Source organism: Mesorhizobium sp. WSM4935 (assembly GCF_029625735.1).
GTDB lineage: Bacteria > Pseudomonadota > Alphaproteobacteria > Rhizobiales > Rhizobiaceae > Mesorhizobium.
On the sequence record NZ_JARTVR010000005.1, the window covers coordinates 1 to 25,293 of the forward strand.

Sequence of the window (25,293 nt, forward strand, 5' to 3'; positions counted from 1 at the left end):
CGCGCAATGCGCGCGACACACTGCCCGCCATTTCGCTCGACCGGCACATCCTGGCCTGGGCGATCGCTCTCTACGGCGGCGACCAGGTGCCGAGCGGCGAGATCGCCGATGCCGCCAAGATGCTTCCCGGATGGCCAGGTACGGTCGCGCTGCGCAAGAACAGCGAGCGCGCGCTCTATCGCGAGAACCCCCCGCCGCAAGTGGTGGTGCAGGCCTTCGGCCGCAGCCAGCCGCTGACGCCGGAGGGCGTCATCATCCTTGCCCGCTCGCAGGTGGCGCTTGGCAACCAGGCGGCGGCGCGCGCGGTGCTGGTGCCGTTCTGGCGCAGCGAAAAGCTGGAAGCCAAGGATGAGAACGCCATTATCAAAGAGTTCGGCACGCTGATTCCGGCGGCCGACCATCGCTACCGCATGGAGCGCATGTTCTATGCCGACCGGCCGTCCTCGGCGCTGCGGGTCGCCGGCCTCGCCGGTGCACAGCCGCTGGCGGATGCCTGGGCGGCCGCCGGCAAGGGCGACAAGAACGCCGCCAAGCTGTTGAAGGCGGTGCCCGCGGCGCAGCGCTCGGCGGGCTATTTCTTCGCCGAGGCGGAATATCTGCGCAAGCAGCAGAAATTCGCCGATGCTGCTGCTGTCGTGATGAAGGCGCCGACGAACCGCGATTCGCTGGTCGACCCCGATGCCTGGTGGGTCGAGCGCCGCGTGCTGTCGCGCGAGCTGGTCGACCAAGGCGATATGAAGACCGCCTACAAAATCGTCTCCATGCATGCGGCCGAAAGCCCGGCCAATGCCGCCGAGGCCGAGTTCCACGCTGGCTGGTATGCGCTGCGCGGCCTCAACGACCCGGCGACGGCGGCCAAACATTTTTCGCGCATCGCCGAGCTCGCGCAGGGACCGGTGTCGCTGTCGCGCGCCTATTATTGGCTCGGCCGCGCGGCGGAAGTCGGCGGCCCAGGCAGCGCCAAGGACTATTTCACACGCGCGGCCAGCTACGGCACGACCTTCTACGGCCAGCTCGCGGGCGAGCGCGTGGGCTTGAGGACGCTCAACATCGCCTATCCGAAACCGAGTGCGGCCGACCGCCAGAGCTTCGACGGCCGCGAGGCGGTGAACGCGATCAAGCGGCTGCAGGAGGCGGGCTATGACCGCTACGCCGAAACGCTCTACCGCGACCTTGCCGGGCAACTGACCAGCCCGGGCGAACTGGCGCTGCTTGCGCTGCTGGCCGAAAAGCAGGGGAACCATTTCATGGCGCTGAAGGTCGGCAAGATCGCCGCGCAGCGCGGCATCGATGTCGGCGCGCTGTCGCACCCGCTGGGTGTCATTCCCGATTCGGCCAATGTTTCGGGGTCCGGCAAGGCGCTTGCCTATGCCATCGCCCGCCAGGAAAGCGAGTTCAACGTCAGCGCCGTCTCCAGCGCCGGCGCGCGCGGCCTGCTGCAACTGATGCCGGGCACCGCCAAGCAGTTGGCGAAGAAGGCCGGCATGACCTTCTCGCAGGCGCGGCTGACCACCGACGCCGGCTACAACGCGACGCTGGGCTCGGCCTTTCTCGGCGAGCAGCTCGACCGCTTCAGCGGCTCCTATGTGCTGACCTTCGCCGGCTACAATGCCGGCCCGAACCGCGCCGCCCAATGGGTGGCAAAATACGGCGACCCGCGCGGTAAGGACGTGGACGCGGTCGTCGATTGGATCGAGCGGATTCCCTACACGGAAACAAGAAGTTACGTGCAACGCGTGATGGAAAATTACGAGGTCTACAAAATGCGTATTTCGGGGAAATACGACATCGTGGGGGACCTTGTGAACGGACGGAGCTGAGCGCTTTTCTTGCTCCCCTTGTGGAAGAAGGTGCCCGAGCGAAGCTCGGTCGGATGAGAGGTGTTCCAGCGGAGTGAGACGCTGGTTTTCCCTGGAGCACCCCTCATCCGTCGCCTTCGGCGACACCTTCTCCCACAAGGGGAGAAGGAAGAACTCGCCATTTGACGATCCCTGCCCTCGCCTGTAGCTGTCGGCCACCCCCAAGCGAGGAGCAGTATTCCGATGGCGAGCGACGAAGGCTTTTCCGACTTTTTCTACGCCGCACCTGACGGTCTGAAGCTCCATGCCCGGATCTATGGCGAGGGCAACAGCGGCTGGCCGGTCGTCTGCCTGCCTGGCGTCACCCGCAATGCCCGCGACTTCCATAAACTGGCCCTCTACCTTTCAAGCAAGACGAAGAGCCGGCGCAAGATCATCGCCTTCGACTATCGCGGCCGCGGACAATCCGACCACGATTCCGATATCGGCCACTATAATGTCGGGGTCGAAGCCGGCGATGTACTTGCCGGACTGTCTGCGCTCGGCATTGAGCAGGCCGCCTTCATCGGCACCTCGCGCGGCGGCCTGATCATCCATGTGCTCGGGGCATTGAAGCCGGCCGCACTGAAAGCCATCGTGCTGAACGACATCGGCCCGGTGATCGAAGCGGAGGGCCTCGCCCATATCCGCTCCTATCTCGACCGCGCGCCGAAAGCGAAGACATTCACCGAGGCGATGGATGCTCAGCGCCGTGTGCATGGCGCCGACTTTCCGGCACTCACCGACGCCGACTGGGCGCGGATGGTCCGGGCGATCTGCCGCCAGACGGAGGCCGGCTGGGTGCCGGATTTCGATCCGGCCCTGATCGACACGCTGGCCGGCATCGACTTCGGCAAGCCGCTGCCGCACCTGTGGCCGCAGTTCGACGCTCTTACCCCCATCCCGCTGCTTGCCATTCGCGGCGCAAACTCGAAACTGCTTTCCACGGCGACGCTCAAAGAGATGCAGGAGCGGCATCCTGGTATGCAATCGATCACCGCCGAAGGCCAGGGCCACGCGCCTTTCCTCGAAATCGGCGATTTGCCGGAAAAGATCGCCGCGTTTCTCGATCGAGAAGAAAATCAACTCAAACAAAAGTAAAAGCCCGAGACTATATCGGCCTCGGGCTTGGTGCTGAAGTATAGAATTTTGCCCGCCGAGGGACGGTCCGACCGGCCTATTCGCCTTTCGAGCGCTTGCGGGATGCCTTGACCGGTTCCGACCCTTTTGCTTTCCGAGACGATGGGGCGGAGGCCGGCGTGGTGAGGGGCGACGCGAACACGGAGTTCTCGACGGACCGAGGCGAGGCTTCATCGCCGCGCGGCTTCTCCAGAACGACGACACAGCCATCGAGATCGTTGGTGGCAAGATGCGCGTAACGCATGGTCATCGACAGTGTCTGGTGGCCCAGCCACATCTGGACGCGCCTGATGTCGATCCCGCCCTGGACGAGACGTGACGCGCAAGTGTGACGCAGGATATGGGGCACCACCTGCTCGTCGGCGCCGAGACCGACTTCCGTCTTCGCTTCGTTCCAGATCGCGCGGTACTGCGCCTGGGTCAACATGGCGAACGGGCCTTTCGGCCGGCGCCCTTCCGTGCTCGGCGGCAGCTTGATGACTTCCTTGACGCGTTCGGTCATCGGAATGGTGCGGCTGCGGCCGGATTTGGTGATCCAGAAGGAGACCCGGTGCTCCTGGATGTCATTCCAGATCAGGCCGAGCGCCTCGCCGAGACGGCAGCCGGTATCGACCAGGAAGACTGAAAGCCGGTAGGCATCTTCGCTGCGGCTCCTGATCGCCGCGAACAGCCTTGCCTCTTCGTCCCTTTCGAGGAAACGAATCCGTCCCGCCCGCTCCTTCTGGCGGCGGAACTCTGGCAGGCTGTGGATATCTCCCATCTTATGCGCCTTACGCAGCAATTTGCTGAGGGCAGCCATCTTGCGATTGATGGTTGCATTGCTGTTGCCGCGCTGGCGCAACGTACCGATAAGATTGTCCAGGGTGTTCTGGTCAAAGGTGCTGAAACGCTCTCCGAGCAGGATCTCGTCTATTTCACCGATGAACGAGCTGACATTGTATTTATGCCGCCCGTCGTCCCAGAGTATATCTCGATAAGCTGCGAAAAGCTCCCCGATCCTGTACGACTTTACTTCTCTGATCTTGTTGTAGGTGTATCGAAAGTTCGAATTCTGAGAAGAAAATACCGCAAAATGACCAGAGGCCTCGGCCTCTTGAACCGCTTCGTTCGACATTTCTAGCCACACCCCCTGTGGTTAAGGGGTTCAGCCCTAACCGCTCGGGAGCATCCTTTCAAGAGTTTTGATCACGCAGTTGTGATTCCATCCACCAAGAGGCGGATCCCACGAAACCATCCTACGGGATCATCAGCTTACCGTTTCACCCCCATCCTTTCGTTAGCGTTGACCCATCGCGAAACAATTCGGCCCGGGCATGGAAACGCCCGGGCCGGATTTCAACTGTATCGAACCAGCCCTTAGAAGTCGCGCTGGAAGCGGAGCATGCCGCCCCAGCTGTTTTCCTTGTCGGCACCGGTCCAGTTGGAGACGGTGTCCGAACCGACATGCAGGTAGTCGACTTCGGCCGTGACCGTGAAGCCAGGAACCAAGGTGTAGGCGACGTTAGCTGCAGCGCCGAAGTTCTTGCCCTCGTCGTAGGACAACTGAGCGTTGAAGCTGGCCTTCTCGTTGAACTTGTAAGTACCGCCGCCCCACACAGCCCAGTTGCCGCTCCACTGCTTGTAGAAGCCGCGGCCGCCACCAGGACGAACCCAGGTCGGGTCCGACAGATTGTCATCCGAGCCATAGCCGCCCATGATGAAGAGCGAAAGCGCGTCGTTGACATTCACGTCCAAACGCACCTTGCCGGCCACTTCTTCGTAGGCGCTTTCGTAGGCCACGACGCCGGTGATCGCGCCCCAACCCTGGGTCCACTTCACGCCGCCGACGACGTTCGGAACGTAGCTGTCGATCGAGTAGTAGCCCGAGCCTTCTTCCAACGAAACCACGGCCGAGAAGCCGTTGCCGGCATCGAAGTAGTACTGCACGACGTTGGTGTCGAAGCCGCCGTACGGAACCAGCGTATCCTGGATGACGTTGCCGGCGTAGCCGATGAACGTATCGAAGGCCGATTCGTCCTTACCGACGCGGAGACCACCGAGCTGGATCCAGGCGAAGTTCAGCGACACGCCTTTGCCGAAGGCACCATTGTCAACGATAGCGCCATTCGTGTTGCCGAAGTTGAAGCGGGTTTCGGTATAGGTCTTCAACGTGCCGAGCTCGGTTTCCTGGCCAGTCCAGGTCTTCAGCGTGAAGCGGGCGTTCTTGTAATAGGTATGGTTCGCATCGCCGTCCTCACGGTCAGCGGTGATCGCACCGTCGAACGAACCAATGTCACCCACGCCGATATCGTAGCGCACATAGCCGCCGATGCGCAGGCAGGTCTCGGTGCCCGGGATGTAGAAGTAGCCGGCGCCGTAGACGTCGCAGATCTTGACGTATTCGGCCGGTTCCGGCTCGGCGACGGTCACCGCGTCGGCGGCGCGAGCACCGGAAACTGCGATCAGGGCCGCAGCTGAGCCGAGAAGAAGGCTCTTGATGTTCATTTTCTGACCTCCAGTCAAAAGTTAAAAAACGGGTCTGGGTATTTTTTGCTGAAGGACAGCGTTCCCTGCCCCATCCCCACTACCGAAAAAGATGCGCACCGCGCCGCTCCTTCGAAGCTGACATTACCCATGAGCCGGCGCCGTTCAACCACGATCGTATCGGCGCAAGCGCTGTCCGGGCGCTATCCCCGGGGGTTGTTGCACAAATGACACGATTTGGCCTCACTCAGAAAGCTCTCGTTAACCATCGAGACCCTCGAGGCCCTGAATCCGGGCGAATCCGGCGCTGGGTCGACCGAATTGCGGCACGCGCGCTGAGTCGACCGCCAGCCAATTGCCGCAGAATCGCCACTTGTGGGCACGCGAGCTGCGGAGCCTGCCGATTTTTCGCCGATTATGGCGCCGGCTTGTTGATTGTGCCGGCGCTTTTCTTTATCCAGCGCGCGACGGAGAGGTGGCCGAGTGGTCGAAGGCGCTCCCCTGCTAAGGGAGTAGAGGTCAAAAGCTTCTCGTGGGTTCGAATCCCATCCTCTCCGCCACCCTACCCCCTGCGGGCTTCGGGGTGGCAGGCCACCCGAAGCCGCATTTCGGCGTAGGAGTGTCGCCCGAAGCTACGAAGTAGCGTAGGGGGACTATGTGGTATGTCTATTTCCTGCAGCTTCACAATGGCGATATTTATGTCGGATCGACAAATGATCTTCGACGTCGGTTCGAATCGCGCCAATCGGGACAGGTGACTTCGACCAAGGCCTATTTGCCTGTCGCCTTGAAGGCCTATATCGCGGTTGAAACCGAGACCAACGCTCGGCAACTCGAGCGTTATTTCAAGACCGGATCTGGCAAAGCGTTCGCCAACAAACGGTTTTGGCGGACAGAGTCTTGCTGGCCGATCTAAGGCTTAACTTTATGGAATGAAAGGGAAAGCGGCTCAACTGGCTGGCTTTTCTCCGACCTCCTCGTTCGATTCTGACTGGAGGTCAGAAAATGAACATCAAGAGCCTTCTTCTCGGCTCAGCTGCGGCCCTGATCGCAGTTTCCGGTGCTCGCGCCGCCGACGCGGTGACCGTCGCCGAGCCGGAACCGGCCGAATACGTCAAGATCTGCGACGTCTACGGCGCCGGCTACTTCTACATCCCGGGCACCGAGACCTGCCTGCGCATCGGCGGCTATGTGCGCTATGACGCCGCCGGCGGCGACCTCGGTTCGTTCGACGGTGCTCGCACGAGCGATGTTGTAACTGGTAAGGATCAGGGCACCTGGCTGAAGAACACCCGCTTCACGCTGAAGACCTGGACCGGTCAGGAAACCGAACTCGGCACGTTGAAGACCTACACCGAAATGCGCATGAATTTCGGCAACCGAAACGCTGACTTGGTGTACAACGAAGCCGGCAATAAATCCTTCGACATCCACTTCGCCTGGATTCAGCTCGGCGGTCTGCGCGTCGGTCTCGACGAATCGGCATTCGACACTTTCGTCGGCTATGCCGGCAACGTGATCCAGGATACGCTGGTTCCGTACGGCGGCTTCCAGACCAACGAGATCCAATACTACTTCGACGCCGGCAATGGCTTCTCGGCAGTGGTTTCGCTGGAAGAGGGTTCGGGCAGGTATGATGGGGCTATCGGAACGATTGACAGCTATGTCCCGCACGTCGTCGGCGGCGTAAAGTGGACGCAGGGCTGGGGCGACATCGTCGGCGTCGTTGCCTATGACAGCAACTACGAAAACGTGTCGGGCAAGGTTCGCCTTGATGTGAACGTGACCAATGAACTGTCGTTGTTCGGCATGTTCGGTTACGGCAGCGACGGTAAGCTTGGCGATGTTGGACTCGATCGCTCCTTCTACAAGCCATGGGGCGGCCACTGGGCTTTCTGGGCCGGCGGCACTTACAAGTTCAGCGACAAGGCTTCGTTCAATCTCCAGGTGTCGGGCGATCAGTTCAAGAACTACGGCCTGTCGGCTAACGTTGCATACACCGTCGTTCCCGGCCTCACGATCACGCCCGAAGTCAATTTCCTCCACGATGGCAGATTCGGTGATGCGGATAACTCCAACTGGACCGGCGCCACGAAGAAGAACAGCTGGGGTGGTATCATCCGCTTCCAGCGCGACTTCTAGGACCAGGTATTTTTGGGGCGACCAAGAAAACCCGGCGGGCAACCGCCGGGTTTTTTCGCCGGAACCGACATCTCAAACGCGTGCCGCCTCGGCTAAGTCGCCTTTCCGCAAACGGCTTGGTGATTCGTGTCTGATTGCTTTCAGGCAGCTCCGGCCGAAACCGTATCGCGGACTTACCGCATCCCGCGCATGCATTCGGATGCAACACAGTTGTGGCGCTCGGTTAGAGCGCGATTTTACGAAGATGTATCCGGGTTCAGGTTAGGCGCGGCCGATAGCTGTTTGCAGCAACCGGCGCGATGGCAGCACCCGTACAGGTTCATGAAAGACAGAGCCAGCTACCCACTTTCAAAGCGTCGGTTCCTGCCGCACTGCCATGCCAATACTGCGGCTCTGCTGAAGATCAGGTGTCGGCGAGGTCGCCCAAGGCCTCAATCAAAGGCTGGATCTCATTTTCGTAGTTCTTCCAGCGCTTCACGGACGATTTGTAGATCGGCTGACGAACCTGCCAGCGGCTGGGGGTGGTGACCGCGCCTTCCCTGTCGAAGAAACGAAGGCATGCATCATCCCATGGCAGCCTGAGATAATCTATGAGCCGGCGCGACTGTGCCTCCTGGTCCTCCACAAGCGTCTCATAGCGATTCTCGAAGATGCGGCCCGGGAAAACCTCGTTCCAGTGACGCATCAACCGATCGTATTCGCGATAGTAGAGGCCTAGCGCCTGCAGGTCCGTATTGTAGCTGTGCGCTGAGCTGAACGGCAGGACATAGCACGATACGCAGTTATCAATGGCATCGCGGCGACAGTGAATGATGCGCGCCTTGGGAAAGAGCAGGGTGAGGAGGCCGATCAATTCGAAATTATGCGGCATCTTGTCGACGATGCGCTGCGCCCTCGGGGCGCGCTCCCGCAGATAGGAAAGGTGTTCTTCGGCCAAAGTCTTCGACAAGCCCTCGGTGATCGTCATGATCGGCTTGTTGAAATCCGAGACGGAGGGTTGCAGGCCGATTGCATTCGCAACCCGTCTCAGCTTGCTAAGCTCTCCGGCGCCATGAACCTCGGGATGGCTGGCGCAGATTTGTTCGGTAAGCGTGGTGCCCGAGCGCGGCATGCCCACCACGAACACAGGCGCTTCGGAAGGATTGCCGTAACCAAACCTTGCGGCAAACAACTCCGGCGTGAAGGTTTGAATCGTCAGATCTATGAAACGACGATACTGATCGATGTTGAATTTGTAACCTTCCGCTTGCTTCGCTTTCTTGAAATGGCCGAAGGCTTCCGCATAGCGCTTGAGGTCGTTTTCCACCTTACCGGCGGCGTAGTTGAGACTCGCTCTGGCCTCCGGCTTAAGCCCCGGACTGTTCAGCTCGCGAAGGATCGCCTGAAGTTCGGCGGGCTCCTCGGTGAACTTTTGGGTTTGCACAAGGTCGTAGTAGGCGGCCGCCGCATCGATGCGACGTTCGATCGCCTCTCTGAGATAGGAAGCGGCCTCATCCATGCGCCCGAGGCCAGTGAGCGCGGCCGCTATTCCGATCCGCGCCTTGGGATGGTCGCGATTGATCTTCAGCGCCTTCTCATACAGGGGCAAAGCCAAATCAGGTTTGTCGAACTGTGTGTAGACGCGCCCCAAGGCACAAAGCGCCTCGACGAGATCCGGCTGCACTTCCAATGCATACTGAATATGGTTGATCGCCGCCGAATATTCGCTCAGCTTGCCATAGGCCTCGCCGAGGCTGAGATGGTAATAAGGATTCTTAGGCTCCTCAGCGATTGCACGTCCGAAATAGCGCAGAGCCGCCTCGTCGTCGTAGCCCAGACAAACGGTGCCCATAATGTATAGGGCCAGCGGATGGTTTGGCCTTCGAGCCAGCACTTGGAGGCATAGATCCTGCGCTTCATCCAGTCGTTTGGCTTGCTGATGCTCATAAGCTTTCATCAGCAACGCGTCGTCGGCCTGCGCGCGGGCAAGCGAATTTGCCTGCTGGAGGCTCGGCTGTGGCGGGCCTGCCTGAGGCCATCTGGTTTTCGGCATAGCGCCGGATTTGAGGTGCTTGGACCAGGCAGGCGGCAGACGATTTTTCATGGCGTCTGCTAGCAAAATGCAGCGACGGAATCCAGTCCACGCGCTCTGTGTATCGACGGCGGCTTGCAGCCATCCTCCGCCCACGCTAGCAAGAAGCCCCTTTTCTCACGCGAGCCTGTGCCATGCTTCGTCGTCCTTCCCTCACGCCGATCATCGGCGCGCTTCCAACCACGGTGCCGTTCGTCGGACCGGAGGCGCAGGAGCGCGAGCGCGGGCGGCCGTTCCGGGCCCGCATCGGCGCCAATGAAAGCAGTTTCGGGCCCTCGCCGCGCGTCATCGCCCGGATGGAAAGCGTCGCGCGCGACCAGTGGATGTATTGCGATCCCGACAATTACGAACTGAAGGTTGCAGCGGCCGCGCATCACGGCGTGGCCGTTGAAAACGTGGTCGTCGGCGAAGGCATCGACGGCCTGCTCGGCCTGGTGGCGCGCATGTATGTCAGCCCCGGCGACGCGGTGGTCACCTCGCTCGGCGCTTATCCCACCTTCAATTTCCACATTGCCGGCGTCGGTGGCCGCCTGGTGACGGTCCCCTATGCCGACGATAAGGAGGACCTGGACGGGCTTCTCGCCAAGGTCATCAGCGAAAAGGCGCCGCTGGTCTATCTCTCCAACCCCGACAATCCGATGGGAAGCTGGTGGGAAGCGCCGGATGTCGTCCGCTTCATCGAAGCGCTGCCGGAAACCACCATGCTGGTGCTCGACGAGGCCTATGGCGAGTTGGGACCGGCCTCGGCGCTGCCGGCGATCGATGTCGCGCGGCCGAACGTCATCCGCATGCGCACCTTCTCCAAGGCTTACGGACTGGCCGGCATACGCTGCGGCTATGCGGTCGCGGAAGCGGAGGTGATCCGCGATTTCGAGAAGATCCGCAACCATTACGGCGTCAGCCGCATGGCGCAGATCGCCGGTCTCGAGGCGCTTGCCGATCAGGACTATCTGCGTTCGGTGGTGGCGCGCGTGGCGGCAGGCCGCGAGCGCATCTCGGACATCGCCAGGCAGAACGATCTCAAGCCGTTGCCGTCGGCGACCAATTTCGTCACCATCGACTGCGGCCGTGACGGCGCCTTCGCGCTGAAGGTGATGCAGAACCTCTTGTCGCGCGATGTGTTCATCCGCAAGCCGATGGCGCCAAGGCTCGACCGCTGCATTAGGGTCAGCGTCGGACTTGACCATGAGCTCGACATCTTCGCCGAGGAACTGCCAGGCGCCCTTGCGGCGGCGCGGGGGAACTGACCGAACTTCGGTTGCATGCTTGCGGCTGCCAGCAGGCGCGCCAAGTCGGTTGCATTTGACCTTTCGTGCTCCAGATTGTTGGGGAAGATTTTGGAGCGGACGATGCAAGGTGAGCAAAGAGCCGTTCGGGCGCGCGTTTCCGGTACCGTGCAAGGTGTGAGCTACCGCGTCTGGACGCGCGGCGAAGCCATGCGTCTCGGGCTGACGGGTTGGGTGCGCAACGAACAGGACGGCTCGGTCACCGCGCTGATTTCCGGCCCCGATGGCGCCGTCACGGCGATGATCGAACGCCTGTGGCAAGGGCCGCGGGGCGCGATGGTCTCGAAGGTCGAGATCGAGGAAGCGGCCGACAACGCGCCCACGGATTTCCGGATCCTCTAGTCTCATCTCGCTTCCGCAAACCAGAGTGGATGATCATATAATGCACCTTGAATTAATTGAACGTTCGTTTTATTAACGCCCATCGGAGGTGAACATGGCGCGCACAACAGGTTCCGACGGGGAAAAGACCGAGGCGGCCGTCCGCGAGGCGGCGGTCAACCTGATCGCGCGGCTGGGCTACGAGGCGATGTCGATGCGGCAACTGGCGGCGGAGGTCGGCGTGCAGGCGGCAGCGCTCTATCGCTACTTCCCGACCAAAGAGGACCTCCTGTTCACGCTGATGCGTGAGCATATGGAAGGCCTGACCGAGGCCTGGAGCGCAGCGCGGCCGGCCAACCCCGATCCGGTAAGCCAGCTCGCCGCCTATGTCGAAAACCATATCGCTTTCCACATCGAACGGCGTCACGCCACCCATGTCTCCAACATGGAATTGCGCAGCCTGTCGCATGAAAGGCTGACGCAGATCCTCAAGATGCGCACGGCCTACGAAAAGGAATTGCGCAAGATCCTGCGCGACGGCGCTGAAGCCGGTGCTTTCGAGATCGACGATACAGGCCTGACCGCCATGGCACTGATCCAGATGATGACCGGCGTCATCGTCTGGTTCCGTCCGGGCGAACGGCTGTCGATCGCTGAAGTCACGGCATCATATCTTTCGATGACAATGCGCCTGGTCGGCGCGACAATCAGCCATGGCACCGCGCGTCCTTTCGGCCGCGCCGGAGACGCCGTGGCACTCTGATACGGGCATGATCCCCGCGAAGGCCGGGGCATGCGCAGGGAGGAACGGCATGTACACGAACACGCTCAGCTTCGGACTCGATCCCGACATCGAGGCGCTGCGCGATACGGTGCGGCGCTTCGCCCAGGACAGGATCGCGCCGATCGCGGCCGAGATCGACCGCTCCAACGAGTTCCCCGCGCATCTGTGGGCCGAGCTCGGCGCGCTCGGCCTGCTCGGCATCACCGCCGACCCCGATTTCGGCGGCAGCGGCATGAACTATCTCGCGCATGTCGTGGCCATGGAGGAGATTTCGCGCGCGTCGGCCTCGGTCGGCCTCTCCTACGGCGCGCATTCCAATCTCTGCGTCAACCAGATCAACCGCTGGGCAACGCCGGCGCAGAAGGAGAAGTATCTGCCCGCCCTTTGCTCGGGCGAAACCGTCGGCGCGCTGGCGATGTCGGAACCGGGCGCCGGCTCGGACGTGGTGTCTCTCAGGCTGCGCGCCGAAAAGCGCAACGACCGCTATGTGCTCAACGGCTCGAAAATGTGGATCACCAACGGCCCGGACGCCGGAACGATGGTGGTCTACGCCAAGACCGATCCGGAGCGCCATTCGCACGGCATCACCGCTTTCATCGTCGAGAAGACGATGGCCGGCTTTTCGGTCGCGCAGAAGCTCGACAAGCTCGGCATGCGCGGCTCCAACACCGGCGAGCTCGTCTTCGAAAATGTCGAGGTGCCCTTCGAAAACGTGCTGCATGAGGAAGGACGCGGCGTCGAGGTGCTGATGTCGGGGCTCGACTATGAGCGCGCGGTGCTTTCGGGCGGGCCGATCGGGCTGATGGCGGCCTGCCTCGACGTCGCCGTGCCTTACGTGCATGAGCGCAAGCAGTTCGGCCACCCGATCGGTACGTTCCAGCTGGTGCAGGGCAAGCTCGCCGACATGTATACCACGATGAACGCCGCGCGGGCTTACGTTTATGCTGTGGCGGCCGCCTGCGACCGCGGCGAGACCACACGCAAGGACGCCGCCGGCTGCGTGCTCTTCGCGGCCGAGAAGGCGACGCAGATGGCGCTCGACGCGATCCAGCTTCTCGGCGGCAACGGCTATATCAACGACTATCCGGCGGGACGGCTGTTGCGCGATGCCAAGCTCTACGAGATCGGCGCCGGCACCAGCGAGATCCGCCGCTGGCTGATCGGCCGGGAGATCATGGCGGAGGGGTTGTGATGTCCCTCTCCGCCATCTCAGCCGAATGCCTTGGGCAGCTCGTCGGTCGGCTTGGCGACGATCTGATGCGCGTCGCGCCACAGGACCTCGCGTTGACGCGCCGACGTGATCGGGCGCACCGGCAATCCGCCCTCTTCGATCAGCCAGGCGCAATAACGCGCACGACTGATCGCTTCCCTGGCGTCCGGATGGAACCAGCAGATGCCCCAGATCGAATTCCGGCGCTTGAAATGCCGGCCAACCCGGCCTGGAATGGGCAGATGCCGGTTGAACCAGTCGAACTGATCGTTCAGCTCGTTATGGATCCAGTCCGGACATCCGATCCGGTACAGGTACCAGGACGCATGAAAAAAGCCGGTCTCCACCCGGCTGTTCGGATGGATCAGCGGCGTTACAAACCGCAAATACATGATGACACCCACAGCGCCTGCGGGCGCCGTGTTCCTCTTGCTCAGATTCGGGACGTGGAAGACCGCCCTTCGGCGGCGTCAGGCCATGGCCGAAGGGAGACATCTGGTGAAACGCATGTCCATGCTTTCCATCGTCGCCTCCTGAGGGTGTCATACGTAAAAAAGATGCCGCGCCTAGCACGCAGCATCCGGGCGCGGGCTGTTACACTGGTTCCGCTACGGCATCAAGAGGCGTGAGGAACAAATTGGCCACACTGCAAACCCAGATCTCCCCCTCCTCCGACACATTCCGCGCCAATGCCGAGCGCATGCGGGCGCTGGTCGCCGACATCGCCGAGAAGGCAGCCGGCATCGAGCGCGGCGGCTCCGATGAGGCGCGCGAACGCCACGTCTCGCGTGGCAAGCTTTTGCCGCGCGAACGGCTGGCGCAGTTGCTCGACGCCGGCTCGCCCTTCCTCGAGGTCGGCCAGTTCGCGGCCTGGTCGATGTATGGCGAGGACATTCCCGCGGCCGGCATCATCACCGGCGTCGGACGGGTCGAGGGGACCGAGGTGATGGTCGTCGTCAACGACGCGACGGTGAAGGGCGGCACCTATTATCCGCTGACGGTGAAGAAGCATCTCAGGGCGCAGGAGATCGCGCTGCAGAACAATCTGCCCTGTGTTTACCTCGTCGACAGCGGCGGCGCCAATCTGCCCAACCAGGACGAGGTCTTCCCCGACCGCGAACATTTCGGCCGCATCTTCTACAACCAGGCCAACATGTCGGCGGCCGGCATCCCGCAGATCGCCTGCGTGATGGGGTCCTGCACGGCGGGCGGCGCCTATGTGCCGGCGATGTCGGACGAAACGATCATGGTCCGCAACCAGGCGACCATCTTCCTCGGCGGCCCGCCGCTGGTGAAGGCCGCAACCGGCGAGGATGTCAGCGCCGAGGAGCTCGGCGGCGCCGATGTCCACACCAGGCTTTCCGGCGTCGCCGACCACTACGCCATGGATGACGAGCATGCACTGGCCATTTGCCGGCGCATCATCCGGAACCTGAATCGGAACAAATCCCTAAGCCTGAATCTGCAGAAGCCGATTCAATCGCTTTACGATCCGAGCGAACTCTACGGCATCGTGCCGACGGATCTGCGCCAGCCTTATGATGTGCGCGAGGTGATAGCGCGTCTCGTCGACGGTTCGGAGTTCGACGAGTTCAAGCAGAATTACGGCACGACTCTGGTCACCGGCTTCGCGCATCTGCACGGCATGCCGGTCGGCATCCTCGGCAACAACGGCGTGCTCTTCTCGGAGAGCGCGCTGAAAGGCGCGCATTTCATCGAGCTTTGCTGCCAGCGCGGCATTCCGCTGGTCTTTTTGCAAAACATCACCGGCTTCATGGTCGGGCGAAAGTACGAGGCTGGCGGCATCGCCAAGGACGGTGCCAAGCTGGTGATGGCGGTTGCCACCGCAACGGTGCCGAAGCTCACGGTGATCATCGGCGGCTCCTTCGGCGCCGGCAATTACGGCATGTGTGGCCGCGCCTACTCACCCCGCTTCCTGTGGATGTGGCCGAACGCTCGCATCTCGGTGATGGGGGGCGAGCAGGCCGCGACGGTGCTCGCCATGGTCAAGCGCGAAGGCATCGAGCGCAAGGGCGGCGAATGGAGCGCCGAGGAGGAAGCCAAATTCAGGAAGCCGATCCTGATGAAATACGAGCATGAGGGTCATCCGCTCTATTCCTCGGCAAGGCTTTGGGACGACGGCATCATCGATCCGGCCAAAACGCGCGAGGTGCTGGCGCTCAGCCTCTCGGCGGCGCTCAATGCCGGCATCGAGGAGACGAAGTTCGGCGTGTTCAGGATGTAACGATGAGCACTCTCGACGACAGAATCCGCATCCACACTGGCGACATCACCAAGCTCGCGGTCGACGCGATCGTCAACGCAGCGAATTCTTCGCTGCTGGGTGGTGGCGGCGTCGACGGCGCCATCCATCGCGCGGCTGGGCCGGAGCTGGTTGCCGAATGCCGCATGCTTCGTGGCTGCAAGACCGGCGATGCCAAGCTGACCATGGGCTATCGGCTGCCGGCGCGCTATGTCATCCACACGGTCGGTCCGGTCTGGCACGGCGGCGGCAAGGGCGAGGCGGAGATGCTCGCCTCCTGCTACCGGCGCTCGCTCGAAATCGCCAACGCGCATGGCTGTCGCACGATCGCCTTTCCCGCGATCTCAACTGGCATCTACCGCTTTCCCAAGGACGAAGCGACCAGTATCGCCGTGGCAACCACAGCCGACTTCCTGAGGCATAACACGGTGCCGGAGGTGGTTACCTTCTGCTGCTTCGACGACCAGACAGCGGAGCTTTACCGGCGCACCGTTGCTGGCGCCTGGGAGCGCTGAACTTATGCGCCAAAGGATCCTTCAATACAGGCAAATGCGAATTCCCCGACGCCCGCTGGTGCAGAAAGAAAATATTCGCTATTCCTCATCTTGCACTGGGCAAATGGGGTTGGGTGAAAATGATCTTGAAACATTTCCGCAAGCTGATTATTTCGATACTTTCAGGATTTCTAATATTTGTCGCACCAGCCGCAGAGGCGGCAGAATCACTGGCGGGCAAGATCGGAGACAAACGGTTTGCTCCAAATTTGTCGCTGGATCCAAAGGAAGCCTGCTACAAAGCCTATCTTGGCTACATCGCGGCGGGCGGGCATTCGGCCTATGCGACAACTTTCTACTCGCGCGTCGTCGATCTTTACATAATCTGTGGAGCAAAACTCAATGCGCCGACCCAGAAGGCGGCGGAAGAGATCGCCTTGCGCAACTGCCAGTACGGCCTGAGAAAGTGGAAGGTCAAAACCGCGAGCGGCGGCTGCGCCATCGCCGCTTCGAAATAGGCCGGCGCCTGCAGGACTGGCGCCGCCCGACGCAAAACCGGGAGGCTCCATGTTCGGCAAGATTCTGATCGCCAATCGCGGCGAGATCGCCTGCCGCGTGATCCGAACCGCCCGCAAGCTCGGCGTGCGCAGCGTGGCCGTCTATTCCGATGCCGATGCCCGCGCCCTGCATGTCGAGATGGCCGACGAAGCGGTGCATATCGGCCCCTCGCCCGTCGGCGAAAGTTATCTGCGCGGCGACAGGATCGTGGCCGCGGCACTCGCCATCGGCGCCGAGGCCATCCATCCCGGCTACGGCTTCCTGTCGGAAAACCCCGATTTCGTCGACCAAGTGACGGCGGCAGGCCTCGTCTTCATCGGTCCGTCCGCCGCCTCCATCCGCGCCATGGGATTGAAGGACGCCGCCAAACGGCTGATGGAGAAGGCCGGCGTGCCGGTGGTGCCCGGCTATCACGGAGAAGCGCAGGAAATCGTGCTGCTCGCATCCAAGGCGCGCGAGATCGGCTATCCTGTTCTGATCAAGGCACGCGCCGGCGGCGGCGGCAAGGGCATGCGGCGCGTCGACGATCCTGACGATTTCTCCGAAGCGCTGTCAGGCGCCCGGCGCGAAGCGAAAGCGGCGTTCGGCGACGATCGTGTGCTCGTCGAAAAATATGTCGACAAGCCGCGCCATATCGAAGTGCAGGTGTTCGGCGACAATTTCGGCAATGCGGTGCATCTTTTCGAACGCGACTGCTCGGCGCAGCGTCGCCACCAGAAGGTGATCGAGGAGGCGCCAGCCCCCGGAATGACGCCTGCGCTGCGCAAGGCGATGACGGAGGCGGCCGTGAAGGCCGCCAAGGCGATCCATTATTCGGGCGCCGGCACGATCGAGTTCATCGTCGATGCTTCCGAAGGCCTGAAGGCCGACCGCTTCTGGTTCATGGAGATGAACACGCGGCTGCAGGTCGAGCACCCCGTCACAGAGATGGTCACCGGCGTCGATCTCGTCGAATGGCAGCTGCGCGTCGCGTCCGGCGAAGAACTGCCGAAAACACAAGGCGAGATCGCGCTTGCCGGCCACGCTTTCGAGGCGCGCCTCTATGCCGAGGACGCCACGAAAGGCTTCCTCCCGGCGACTGGCACGCTGCATCATCTCAAATTCCCCGACGCGGTGCCGGAAAATACCGCGATTCGCATCGAGACCGGCGTGCGCGCCGGGGATGCGATCTCGCCTTTCTACGATCCGATGATCGCCAAGCTGGTCGTGCACGGCAAGGACCGGGCAACGGCGCTCAATGGCCTGCGCGACATGCTGGCGCGGACGGAAGTGGCCGGCTCGACCGTCAACACCGCCTTCCTGGCGGCGCTTGCTGCCGACGCCGATTTCGCGGCGGGCGATGTCGACACCGGGCTGATTGGCCGTCATCAGGAGGCGCTTACCGCCATACCCGCGCCGAGCGACGAGACGATCGCCGCAGCGGCTCTGGCCGCGACGGATGCTGGCGCGCGGGGCCTAGCCGCCGATCCATGGTCTACCCTTTCGGGCTACGCGCATTTCCACACGCTCGCGCGCCGCATCCGGCTGCGCCATGGCGAGGAAAACATCCTGGCCAGGGTTTCGGCGCGGCCGGACGGCCGCTTCCAGGTGGCGCTGGAGGCGCCGCACGACGCGGTGAACACGCATGATCTGAGGACCATGCCGCACACCGCTCGCTGGCCAGGCCATGTCACCGTCTTCGAAGGCGCGGTGAGTTATACGTTTGCGGTTCCCGATCCGCTGGCCGAGGCCGACGAGGCCGGAGCCGCCTCGGGCAGCCTGCGCGCCCCGATGCCGGGGCTGGTGAAGCTGGTGCGCGCCGGGGCAGGCGATGCCGTGATCAAGGGCCAGCCGCTTCTGATCCTTGAGGCGATGAAGATGGAGCACACGATCGCCGCCCCGCATGACGGGGTGATCGCCGAGATCGCGGCCGAGGGCGCACAGGTCAGCGACGGCACGGTGCTGGTGCGGTTTGTCGAGGACCGTCAAGTCTAAAATAAAATGGCCGGGACAAGCCCGGCCATTTCGCCTGCACACAGAACCGGCTTACGGCTTGATCGGCGCGTATTTGCCGTCGTGCCACTGGTTGATGTCGTAGCTGGCGTTCTTCAGGTCGCCCTTCTCGTCGAAGATGACATCGCCAACGACGGTGCTGATCGGCTTGCCGTCCTTGAGCGCCTCGGCGACCTTGGCCGGATCGTCGGTGCCGGCGCGCTTGACGCCTTCGGCCACGGCCTGGATCACGGCATAGGAGAACAGCGTGAAGCCTTCAGGCGTGAAGCCGCCGGCCTTGATCTTGGCGACCGCGTCCTTCGCTTCGGGCTTGGCCTGCGGGTCCGATGGGAAGACGAACATGGTGCCTTCGCCGGCCGGGCCGGCGACCTGCCAGAATTCCGGCGAGGCGATCGAGTCCGGCATGATCAGCTGGAACTTGACGTTCTGCTCGGCCGACTGACGCAGGATGAGGCCCGCTTCCGGATGGTAGCCGCCGAAATAGACGACGTCGGCCTTGAGTTCCTTCAGCTTGGTGACGAGAGCCGAATAGTCCTTCTCGCCGGCATTGATGCCTTCATAGTCGACCTCCTTGAGGCCGCCCGCATTCATCGTCGCCTTCACGGCATCGGCGACGCCTTGGCCATAGGCGCTCTTGTCGTGCAGGATGACGACGTTCTTGCCGGCATATTTCTTGGCGATCCACGGGCCGATGAAGGCGCCCTGGGCGTCGTCACGCGTATAAAGGCGCATGATGGTCGGCCAGCCGGCCTTGGCGGCGGCATCGGTCAGCACCGGGTTGGACGAGGCCGGGGTCATCATCAGCGTGCCGGCTTCCGCATAGACGGCGGAGGCCGGGATGCTCGAGCCCGAGCAGGCATGACCATCGACGAACTTGACGCCATTGGCGACGATGCGGTTGGCGACCGACACCGCCTGCTTCGGATCGCACTGGTCGTCCTCGATGTCGAGCTTGATCTGCGAGCCGTTGACGCCGCCGGCGGCATTGATTGCGTCGGCGGCAGCCTGCGCGCCCTGCTTGAACTGGTCACCGATGGTGGCGAGCTGGCCGGTCATCGGGCCGACCACCGAAATGGTGATGTCGTCGGCGAAGGCGACCGGGGCGCTCATCATCAGGCCAAATGCGGCCGCGCTCAAAATACCCAATTTTTTCATGACTTTAAGAACTCCTCCACTTGCGCATGGCCGTCCGGCCGCGCTTCTTCACAGAGCCGGGACAATTTCACCCTTCGCTGAAACTGTCGAGAGGACAATTCGGAAGGTTTTGGTTCATTTCGGCCGGGATTGCTTGGGCCACGCGTCCGCGTGATTACCTCGCGTAATGGAAAAACCGCGCCGGCCTTGTTTCGGCCGGTCGCGGCTTTTGCAGTCGAGCTCCCCAGACGCCCCGGCGCCTGAAACCCGCTCGCTTCCCTGTTTCTAGTGGACCATGATCTGATCCGAAAACCGGACTCCACTTTTCACTGCGTGGACCTTCGGTTCGGGATCATGGTCGGCGCGGCTTGAGGTTCTTTGACCTGCCGCGTTCTTTGGTCTTATCAATCGGCCGTCTTATCGCGGCCTTGTCCGCTGAAGGCTTTCGGGCGCTACACCCGCAGGATCAGTGCATCGTCATCCATTCGCGCGCTTCGCGCAGCGCCTTGGCGATCTCGGGCTTCGACATCGAGGCCGACAGTTCCGAGCGCAACTCGGCGGCACGGGCCGAGCCCTTGATCGCAGCGATGTTGAACCATTTGTGGGCGGAAACGACATCGATCTCGCAGTCGCGGCCGGTCGCATACATCATGCCCAGTTCGAAAAGAATGTCGGCCTGGGCAGTTGCCCCCATGGCGCCGAAACCGTCTTCAAGCATTTCAAAGCGTGCCATTTCAATCCCCTGTCTGGCTCCCGAGAGCTGCCTCCTTTTTCCCTTAGTATCCCTCGGGGCGGGCCGCTCTTTCGATGCTTTCGAGGATGACGGCTGGCCTTGAATCCGTCGTTAAATGGCTTGCTTAATTTGAGGAAAACAAAGCTAAAACAAGAGGTAAACGCGGAAATTCGTTAAGCATGGGAATCCAGCGTTTCGGCCATTTTGCATCAAATTCGATGAAAATTGCCGCGCTGGGAATCAAGACTTCGCTAACCACGGAAACCGAAGCGTTTTTCCGTTCGCGTTTATTTTCAGCCGTCGGCGTGGCCAAAATGCTTGCAACCTTCCGTCGCGGCACCGCTTTCGTTTTGGCCGTAGCTGGATTAGCTTTACCTTTGCGTAAGGGGCAGCAAGGCGGTCCGCTGCGGCCCCTAGGGAGAGGAGGACAAGATGTTTCGAAAGATGAGCCTGGTCCTGGCGGCCACCTTGATCATGGCGGGCGCCGCCTGGGCCGACCCGATCGAGGGCAGTTGGAAGACGCAATCGGGCGAGACGGCGACGATCGACGGCGGCGGCTCGTTCTCCATCACGCTCAAGACCGGCAAATATGCCGGCAAGACGATCGGCTCGCTGAAGGCGACCGGCGACAACAAATATGCCGGCAGCATCACCGACCCGGCGAACGACAAGACCTATTCCGGCAAGGCGACCCTTACAGGCACAACGCTCAAGATGAGCGGTTGCGTGCTCGGCGGCCTGATCTGCAAGAGCCAGACCTGGCACAAGCTCTGATCGCCAATTCCAGACCATCCGAAGCGGGGCCGAACGGCCCCGTTTTCTTTTGCAGCGGCAGCGCTCCACCGGACCTGCACCGGCACAGGCCAAACCTCGTCAATCAATTTGAACCGCAGATGAATACCGGTCTCAGAACCGGTTCAGAGGCATTCCGGCACTCTCTCCCGCACTGAAGGAGAGAGAAATGCTTGCCCGTCGCTTCGCCATCGTGTGCCTGCTGATGAGCCTGTTCGGCATGTTCTTCGCCATCTTGGTGGCCGAGAGCGGTCGCTCGACCCGCTTGTGGGAGCGGCCCGTGGCTTCGTTCCCGGCTCCGTGAACCTAGTGACGCGCCGAAACGACAAAGCTGAAAATCGACCAAGTTGAAAATCGGGACACCACCAAAATGAACCGCATTGCCGCCACCGCAACGAAGATCCTCAGGCTGCTGCCGCGGGCGACGCTCATCCTGATGCTGCTTGCCGCCCCGGTGCTGGCGGTGCCGATGATGCGGGCCGACACCGGCCACACGATCGAGGCGCCGGCACACAGGAACACCAGCGTGGGCTTTGTGCTGCTGATCAGCCTGCAGCGCGGATAACGCCATCGAAGAAAAACGGCCCTTGCGTCGGCTTGACGCCGCCCTCCCCCCTCCCAACCGCTCTTCCAAATCTCTATATTGGGCCATGGAAAAGCGAATCTACCCTCAAGCCATCGAATCGGTCGTCATGCCGGAGCCTTTCGGCAGGCAGGATTTCCATGACGCCAAAAAGGCCGTCGCGGCGCTGCAGGCGCTCTACGACCGCAACACCAAATTCCTGCGCGATTCCTTCGGGGCCCTTGCCGCGGGCGGTGACGAGAGCAAGCGCTACCGGGCCTTCTATCCGCAGATCGGCGTCACCACGACCTCGTTCACGCAGATCGACTCGCGCCAGGCCTACGGCCATATGCCGACGCCCGGGCATTTCGCCACCACCATCACCCAGCCGCAACTGTTCGAGAACTATCTCATCGAGCAGCTACGGCTCATCATGCGCAATCACGGCGTACAGGTGACGGTGTCGGAGTCGACCACGCCGATCCCGCTACATTTCGCCTTCCTGGAAGGCACCTATGTCGACGGCGCGGCCGCCGAGCGCATCAAGCGGCCGATCCGCGACCTGTTCGACGTGCCGGATCTCGACGGAACCGACGACCAGATCGCCAACGGCACCTTCGAGGTGGCGTTCGGCGAGCCGAGGCCGCTGGCGCCGTTCACCGCACAGCGTATCGATTATTCGCTGCACCGCATGACGCATTACACGGCGACCAGCCCTCAGCATTTCCAGAATTTCGTGCTGTTCACCAATTACCAGTTCTACATCGACGAATTCGTCGCGCGGGCTCGCGAACTGATGGAGAGTGGCGGAGGCGGCTACAATGAATTCGTCGAGCCGGGCAATGTCGTGACCAAGGCGGGAGCCGGCTCGCCGAGCGAAGGCACGCCGCCGCAGCGCCTGCCGCAGATGCCGGCCTACCACCTGAAGAAGCCCGGCCACGGCGGCATAACCATGGTCAATATCGGCGTCGGGCCTTCCAACGCCAAGACGATCACCGACCACATCGCGGTGCTGAGGCCGCATGCCTGGGTCATGCTCGGCCATTGCGCGGGCCTGCGCAACACGCAGGCACTTGGCGACTATGTGCTGGCGCATGCCTATGTGCGCGAGGACCATGTGCTGGACGACGACCTGCCCGTCTGGGTGCCGATCCCGCCGCTGGCCGAGATCCAGGTGGCGCTGCAGGAAGCCGTCGCCGAAGTCACCGGCCTTTCCGGCTACGACCTCAAGCGCATCATGCGCACGGGCACCGTCGCCACCATCGACAACCGCAACTGGGAGCTGCGCGACCAGCGCGGACCGGTGCAGAGGCTGTCGCAGTCGCGCGCCATCGCGCTCGACATGGAATCGGCCACCATCGCCGCCAACGGTTTCCGCTTCCGCGTGCCTTACGGAACACTGCTGTGCGTCTCAGACAAGCCGCTGCACGGCGAGTTGAAGCTGCCCGGCATGGCGACCGAGTTCTACAAGCGCCAGGTGGCGCAGCATCTCACCATCGGCATCAGGGCGATGGAGAAGCTCGCCGAAATGCCGATGGAGCGGCTGCATTCGCGCAAGCTCAGAAGTTTTTCGGAAACGGCGTTCCAGTAGCTGTTTGATTTGACGCAATTCCGGACGGAAAACCGCTGCGCACTTTTCCTGGAATTGCTCGAAGGCGCCGGCCAGCTACCGGCGAGGCAATCCGTCGTCTTGCTTGAGCCGCAATTTGGCCGATAAGCAATCAGAACGGATTGCCGGGGCGACAAGATGACTACGGGCGGCGCGCGCTTGAGCATGATGGCTCAGCTGACATTCCTGGCGATGATGGCATGTTCGGCCGCGCTGCTGGCCGGGTTCTTCGGCGCACTGCATCCGGCCTTCGATTCCTTCTCGCATTTCCGCATGCACCTGAGCCTGCTTGCGGTCTTGCTCGCGCTGGCGCTGCTTGCCGGTCCCTACCGGCTGCAGGCCGTCGCAGCGCTGGTCTTCGCCATCGCCTGCTTCGCCACGACGACGAGCGCGCTGCCCAGATTGTCGACGCAGCAGGCGGTCGCGAAGCCGGCCGACCGGATCGTCTACAGCCTGCTGCAGATGAACCTGCGCTTCAGCAATCCAACGCCGAAGAAGGTGCTGTCGCTGATCGGCCGGACCAATCCGGACGTCGTCACGCTCGACGAAGTGTCGGGGATGTGGGCGAAGGAGCTCGGTTACATTGCCGGCGCCTATCCCTATCGCATCCTGTGCGACTATCCCAACGGCATATTCGGCGTCGCGCTGCTGTCGCGCCGTCCCTTCGCCGCCGGCACCGCGCCGCGTTGCGAGCCGCGCGGCGCGATGGCGACTGCCACGATCGATTTCAACAGCATTCCGGTCGACGTCGCCGCGATCCATCTGAGCTGGCCCTGGCCGAAGGAGCAGAACTGGCAGATCGGCGAACTGGCGGAACCGCTGGCCGGGCTTGGCGAGACCGCCATCATGGCCGGCGATTGCAATGCCGTGCCGTGGAGCGCCGCGGTGCGACGGGTGGCGCGACTCAGCGGCATGACGCTGATGCCGTCGGCCGGCCCGACCTGGATTCACCGCACGCTGCCCGATTTCCTGCGCCGCTATGCGGGCCTGCCGATCGATCAGGTGTTCAGCAAGGGCGGGGTGACGATCCTGTCGTCGGCCCGGTTGGAGGATGCCGGCTCCGACCATCTGCCAGTGCTGGTCGAATTCACGTTGCCGCCCGCCAGCAACGCGCCCGAGGACGAGCATAGGTCGGCGCTGGCGGCGAATGAGGTGCCCGACAAGCGCCGAGGCTGATCGCCCCATTGGCTTGAGCGACCGGGCTGGAGCTTCAGTTCTTCCCCACCAGAGCATTGACGAGGTGCTCGACATGGCCGCCGTCGCGATGCTCACGCGCGTCGAAAGCGTTCTGCCTAGCCTCGTAGTCGGCATAGATCGTGTTAATGCGACGCCTGGCTTCCCAGCGAAGACCGGTGCAGAACCAGTTGTCCTGCCGCTCAAGCCCGGCAAGCGCGGTGTCCGTCGCGCGCATCATCTGCTTGGCGATGCGGCCATGGGTGTGCTCATGCTGGCGCACGCCGGCCATGAAACGGTCCCAGCGCTTGCGCAAGGCCGGGCCGGACGCCGAAATGCGGCGCGGAAAGGTGTAAGTGAGGTCGATCCTGCCGTTGGCCCCGCGCAGCCGGCAAATGCCGTTGTCGCGCGTCACGTCGAGGTCCCAATGCACGGTGTAGCCGGTTTCGGCGATGGCGCGCGTCGCATGCCCGTGCCGCGGTCCCAGGCCATCCATCGCCTCGACCAGTTCCGCGCCGGTCCTGCCGGCAACGTCATAGGTGCGCACATGAACCGTCAGCCTAGTGCCGGCGGAGGCAGTCCCGCAAAAAAGCACGCCGGCAGCAGCTAAAATCGCCAGGCTGGTCCGCTGCATATGCGCCTCCTTGTTCAGAGGCGAAGCAGACCATACTCGACGCCGCGGTTCAACGGCCTTGACGGCCCAGATGCGCTGGTGGACCGGGCCTTCG

General features: G+C 62.4%; 25 protein-coding genes and 1 tRNA gene. 18 read left to right on the plus strand and 8 right to left on the minus strand.

Annotated elements, in window-relative coordinates; genetic code table 11:
- Positions 1-1,820 (plus strand): lytic transglycosylase domain-containing protein (locus tag P9273_RS14695; protein ID WP_278049542.1); only part of this gene is annotated, 1,820 nt, incomplete at its 5' end.
- Between the two features lie 222 nt (positions 1,821-2,042).
- Positions 2,043-2,939 carry an alpha/beta fold hydrolase gene (locus P9273_RS14700; protein ID WP_278049544.1) on the plus strand — a complete coding sequence of 299 codons (897 nt, stop codon included), beginning with the start codon at positions 2,043-2,045 and terminating at the stop codon, positions 2,937-2,939.
- 76 nt (positions 2,940-3,015) lie between these two features.
- Here P9273_RS14700 and P9273_RS14705 read toward each other — a convergent pair whose 3' ends face one another.
- Positions 3,016-4,092 carry a tyrosine-type recombinase/integrase gene (locus P9273_RS14705; protein ID WP_278049545.1) on the minus strand — a complete coding sequence of 359 codons (1,077 nt, stop codon included), beginning with the start codon at positions 4,090-4,092 and terminating at the stop codon, positions 3,016-3,018.
- Positions 4,093-4,334: 242 nt separating this feature from the next.
- Positions 4,335-5,462 carry a porin gene (locus P9273_RS14710; RefSeq protein ID WP_278049546.1) on the minus strand — a complete coding sequence of 376 codons (1,128 nt, stop codon included), beginning with the start codon at positions 5,460-5,462 and terminating at the stop codon, positions 4,335-4,337.
- 448 nt (positions 5,463-5,910) lie between these two features.
- Between P9273_RS14710 and P9273_RS14715 the strand changes: the two genes are divergently transcribed.
- From P9273_RS14715 to P9273_RS14725, 3 genes are all read left to right on the plus strand, one after another.
- Positions 5,911-6,001 (plus strand) — tRNA-Ser (locus tag P9273_RS14715).
- A 95-nt stretch (positions 6,002-6,096) separates the two neighbouring features.
- On the plus strand, positions 6,097-6,357 hold the full coding sequence (locus P9273_RS14720) for a GIY-YIG nuclease family protein (protein ID WP_278049547.1): 261 nt from the start codon (positions 6,097-6,099) through the stop codon (positions 6,355-6,357).
- Between the two features lie 89 nt (positions 6,358-6,446).
- Positions 6,447-7,583, plus strand: a complete 1,137-nt coding sequence (locus tag P9273_RS14725) for a porin (RefSeq protein ID WP_278049548.1) — start codon at positions 6,447-6,449, stop codon at positions 7,581-7,583.
- A gap of 403 nt (positions 7,584-7,986) precedes the next feature.
- Here P9273_RS14725 and P9273_RS14730 read toward each other — a convergent pair whose 3' ends face one another.
- A complete protein-coding gene (locus P9273_RS14730; protein ID WP_278049549.1) occupies positions 7,987-9,666 on the minus strand; it encodes a tetratricopeptide repeat-containing sulfotransferase family protein in 1,680 nt (559 codons plus the stop codon).
- Between the two features lie 122 nt (positions 9,667-9,788).
- On the opposite strand from P9273_RS14730, the gene P9273_RS14735 reads away from it, so the two are divergent.
- The 4 genes from P9273_RS14735 (at position 9,789) to P9273_RS14750 (ending at position 13,237) form a co-directional block, all read left to right on the plus strand.
- On the plus strand, positions 9,789-10,901 hold the full coding sequence (locus P9273_RS14735) for a pyridoxal phosphate-dependent aminotransferase (protein ID WP_278049550.1): 1,113 nt from the start codon (positions 9,789-9,791) through the stop codon (positions 10,899-10,901).
- A gap of 102 nt (positions 10,902-11,003) precedes the next feature.
- The gene (locus P9273_RS14740; protein WP_278049551.1) at positions 11,004-11,282 is read left to right on the plus strand and encodes an acylphosphatase; all 279 of its coding nucleotides are present in this window, start codon (positions 11,004-11,006) and stop codon (positions 11,280-11,282) included.
- Positions 11,283-11,376: 94 nt separating this feature from the next.
- Complete coding sequence (locus P9273_RS14745) at positions 11,377-12,024, plus strand: TetR/AcrR family transcriptional regulator (RefSeq protein ID WP_278049552.1); 648 nt, start codon at positions 11,377-11,379, stop codon at positions 12,022-12,024.
- Between the two features lie 49 nt (positions 12,025-12,073).
- A complete protein-coding gene (locus tag P9273_RS14750) occupies positions 12,074-13,237 on the plus strand; it encodes an isovaleryl-CoA dehydrogenase (RefSeq protein WP_278049553.1) in 1,164 nt (387 codons plus the stop codon).
- 17 nt (positions 13,238-13,254) lie between these two features.
- Here P9273_RS14750 and P9273_RS14755 read toward each other — a convergent pair whose 3' ends face one another.
- Positions 13,255-13,659, minus strand: coding sequence for a hypothetical protein (locus P9273_RS14755; protein ID WP_278049554.1), 405 nt, complete (start codon positions 13,657-13,659; stop codon positions 13,255-13,257).
- A 233-nt stretch (positions 13,660-13,892) separates the two neighbouring features.
- On the opposite strand from P9273_RS14755, the gene P9273_RS14760 reads away from it, so the two are divergent.
- The 4 genes from P9273_RS14760 (at position 13,893) to P9273_RS14775 (ending at position 18,544) form a co-directional block, all read left to right on the plus strand.
- Complete coding sequence (locus tag P9273_RS14760; RefSeq protein ID WP_278049555.1) at positions 13,893-15,500, plus strand: carboxyl transferase domain-containing protein; 1,608 nt, start codon at positions 13,893-13,895, stop codon at positions 15,498-15,500.
- Between the two features lie 2 nt (positions 15,501-15,502).
- Positions 15,503-16,033: an O-acetyl-ADP-ribose deacetylase gene (locus P9273_RS14765; protein WP_278049556.1), complete on the plus strand. Its 531-nt coding sequence runs from the start codon at positions 15,503-15,505 to the stop codon at positions 16,031-16,033.
- A gap of 119 nt (positions 16,034-16,152) precedes the next feature.
- On the plus strand, positions 16,153-16,530 hold the full coding sequence (locus P9273_RS14770) for a hypothetical protein (RefSeq protein WP_278049557.1): 378 nt from the start codon (positions 16,153-16,155) through the stop codon (positions 16,528-16,530).
- A gap of 49 nt (positions 16,531-16,579) precedes the next feature.
- Positions 16,580-18,544, plus strand: coding sequence for an acetyl/propionyl/methylcrotonyl-CoA carboxylase subunit alpha (locus tag P9273_RS14775; protein ID WP_278049558.1), 1,965 nt, complete (start codon positions 16,580-16,582; stop codon positions 18,542-18,544).
- Positions 18,545-18,595: 51 nt separating this feature from the next.
- Here the strand turns inward: P9273_RS14775 and P9273_RS14780 are convergent, their stop codons facing one another.
- From P9273_RS14780 to P9273_RS14790, 3 genes are all read right to left on the minus strand, one after another.
- Complete coding sequence (locus P9273_RS14780) at positions 18,596-19,717, minus strand: ABC transporter substrate-binding protein (protein WP_041002142.1); 1,122 nt, start codon at positions 19,715-19,717, stop codon at positions 18,596-18,598.
- Between the two features lie 445 nt (positions 19,718-20,162).
- Positions 20,163-20,429 (minus strand): SEL1-like repeat protein, encoded by a 267-nt coding sequence (locus tag P9273_RS14785; protein ID WP_041002144.1) that lies wholly within the window; start codon positions 20,427-20,429, stop codon positions 20,163-20,165.
- 124 nt (positions 20,430-20,553) lie between these two features.
- Complete coding sequence (locus P9273_RS14790; protein ID WP_278049559.1) at positions 20,554-20,742, minus strand: hypothetical protein; 189 nt, start codon at positions 20,740-20,742, stop codon at positions 20,554-20,556.
- Positions 20,743-20,861: 119 nt separating this feature from the next.
- On the opposite strand from P9273_RS14790, the gene P9273_RS14795 reads away from it, so the two are divergent.
- The 5 genes from P9273_RS14795 to P9273_RS14815 all read left to right on the plus strand — a co-directional run bounded on the left by P9273_RS14795 (position 20,862) and on the right by P9273_RS14815 (position 24,568).
- The gene (locus P9273_RS14795) at positions 20,862-21,203 is read left to right on the plus strand and encodes a DUF2147 domain-containing protein (RefSeq protein WP_041002146.1); all 342 of its coding nucleotides are present in this window, start codon (positions 20,862-20,864) and stop codon (positions 21,201-21,203) included.
- 187 nt (positions 21,204-21,390) lie between these two features.
- A complete protein-coding gene (locus tag P9273_RS14800) occupies positions 21,391-21,525 on the plus strand; it encodes a hypothetical protein (RefSeq protein WP_278049560.1) in 135 nt (44 codons plus the stop codon).
- Between the two features lie 66 nt (positions 21,526-21,591).
- Entirely contained in the window at positions 21,592-21,786 is a 195-nt protein-coding gene (locus P9273_RS14805; RefSeq protein WP_278049561.1) for a hypothetical protein, read from the plus strand.
- Positions 21,787-21,913: 127 nt separating this feature from the next.
- Positions 21,914-23,374 (plus strand): AMP nucleosidase, encoded by a 1,461-nt coding sequence (locus tag P9273_RS14810; protein ID WP_278049562.1) that lies wholly within the window; start codon positions 21,914-21,916, stop codon positions 23,372-23,374.
- Between the two features lie 183 nt (positions 23,375-23,557).
- On the plus strand, positions 23,558-24,568 hold the full coding sequence (locus P9273_RS14815) for an endonuclease/exonuclease/phosphatase family protein (protein WP_278049772.1): 1,011 nt from the start codon (positions 23,558-23,560) through the stop codon (positions 24,566-24,568).
- A 34-nt stretch (positions 24,569-24,602) separates the two neighbouring features.
- Here P9273_RS14815 and P9273_RS14820 read toward each other — a convergent pair whose 3' ends face one another.
- Positions 24,603-25,199: a DUF922 domain-containing protein gene (locus P9273_RS14820; protein ID WP_278049563.1), complete on the minus strand. Its 597-nt coding sequence runs from the start codon at positions 25,197-25,199 to the stop codon at positions 24,603-24,605.
- Positions 25,200-25,293 lie beyond the last annotated feature (94 nt).

Excerpts from the sequence above, each read along its gene's own strand:
- P9273_RS14705 (WP_278049545.1), bottom strand. The coding sequence starts at position 4,092 with ATGTCGAACGAAGCGGTTCAAGAGGCCGAGGCCTCTGGTCATTTTGCG.
- P9273_RS14820 (WP_278049563.1), bottom strand. The coding sequence starts at position 25,199 with ATGCAGCGGACCAGCCTGGCGATTTTAGCTGCTGCCGGCGTGCTTTTT.
- P9273_RS14785 (WP_041002144.1), bottom strand. The coding sequence starts at position 20,429 with ATGGCACGCTTTGAAATGCTTGAAGACGGTTTCGGCGCCATGGGGGCA.
- P9273_RS14805 (WP_278049561.1), top strand. The coding sequence starts at position 21,592 with ATGAACCGCATTGCCGCCACCGCAACGAAGATCCTCAGGCTGCTGCCG.
- P9273_RS14745 (WP_278049552.1), top strand. The coding sequence starts at position 11,377 with ATGGCGCGCACAACAGGTTCCGACGGGGAAAAGACCGAGGCGGCCGTC.
- P9273_RS14780 (WP_041002142.1), bottom strand. The coding sequence starts at position 19,717 with ATGAAAAAATTGGGTATTTTGAGCGCGGCCGCATTTGGCCTGATGATG.
- P9273_RS14700 (WP_278049544.1), top strand. The coding sequence starts at position 2,043 with ATGGCGAGCGACGAAGGCTTTTCCGACTTTTTCTACGCCGCACCTGAC.
- P9273_RS14775 (WP_278049558.1), top strand. The coding sequence starts at position 16,580 with ATGTTCGGCAAGATTCTGATCGCCAATCGCGGCGAGATCGCCTGCCGC.
- P9273_RS14725 (WP_278049548.1), top strand. The coding sequence starts at position 6,447 with ATGAACATCAAGAGCCTTCTTCTCGGCTCAGCTGCGGCCCTGATCGCA.
- P9273_RS14765 (WP_278049556.1), top strand. The coding sequence starts at position 15,503 with ATGAGCACTCTCGACGACAGAATCCGCATCCACACTGGCGACATCACC.
- P9273_RS14770 (WP_278049557.1), top strand. The coding sequence starts at position 16,153 with ATGATCTTGAAACATTTCCGCAAGCTGATTATTTCGATACTTTCAGGA.
- P9273_RS14810 (WP_278049562.1), top strand. The coding sequence starts at position 21,914 with ATGCCGGAGCCTTTCGGCAGGCAGGATTTCCATGACGCCAAAAAGGCC.
- P9273_RS14795 (WP_041002146.1), top strand. The coding sequence starts at position 20,862 with ATGTTTCGAAAGATGAGCCTGGTCCTGGCGGCCACCTTGATCATGGCG.
- P9273_RS14730 (WP_278049549.1), bottom strand. The coding sequence starts at position 9,666 with ATGAAAAATCGTCTGCCGCCTGCCTGGTCCAAGCACCTCAAATCCGGC.
- P9273_RS14800 (WP_278049560.1), top strand. The coding sequence starts at position 21,391 with ATGCTTGCCCGTCGCTTCGCCATCGTGTGCCTGCTGATGAGCCTGTTC.
- P9273_RS14750 (WP_278049553.1), top strand. The coding sequence starts at position 12,074 with ATGTACACGAACACGCTCAGCTTCGGACTCGATCCCGACATCGAGGCG.
- P9273_RS14720 (WP_278049547.1), top strand. The coding sequence starts at position 6,097 with ATGTGGTATGTCTATTTCCTGCAGCTTCACAATGGCGATATTTATGTC.
- P9273_RS14815 (WP_278049772.1), top strand. The coding sequence starts at position 23,558 with ATGATGGCTCAGCTGACATTCCTGGCGATGATGGCATGTTCGGCCGCG.
- P9273_RS14710 (WP_278049546.1), bottom strand. The coding sequence starts at position 5,462 with ATGAACATCAAGAGCCTTCTTCTCGGCTCAGCTGCGGCCCTGATCGCA.
- P9273_RS14735 (WP_278049550.1), top strand. The coding sequence starts at position 9,789 with ATGCTTCGTCGTCCTTCCCTCACGCCGATCATCGGCGCGCTTCCAACC.
- P9273_RS14740 (WP_278049551.1), top strand. The coding sequence starts at position 11,004 with ATGCAAGGTGAGCAAAGAGCCGTTCGGGCGCGCGTTTCCGGTACCGTG.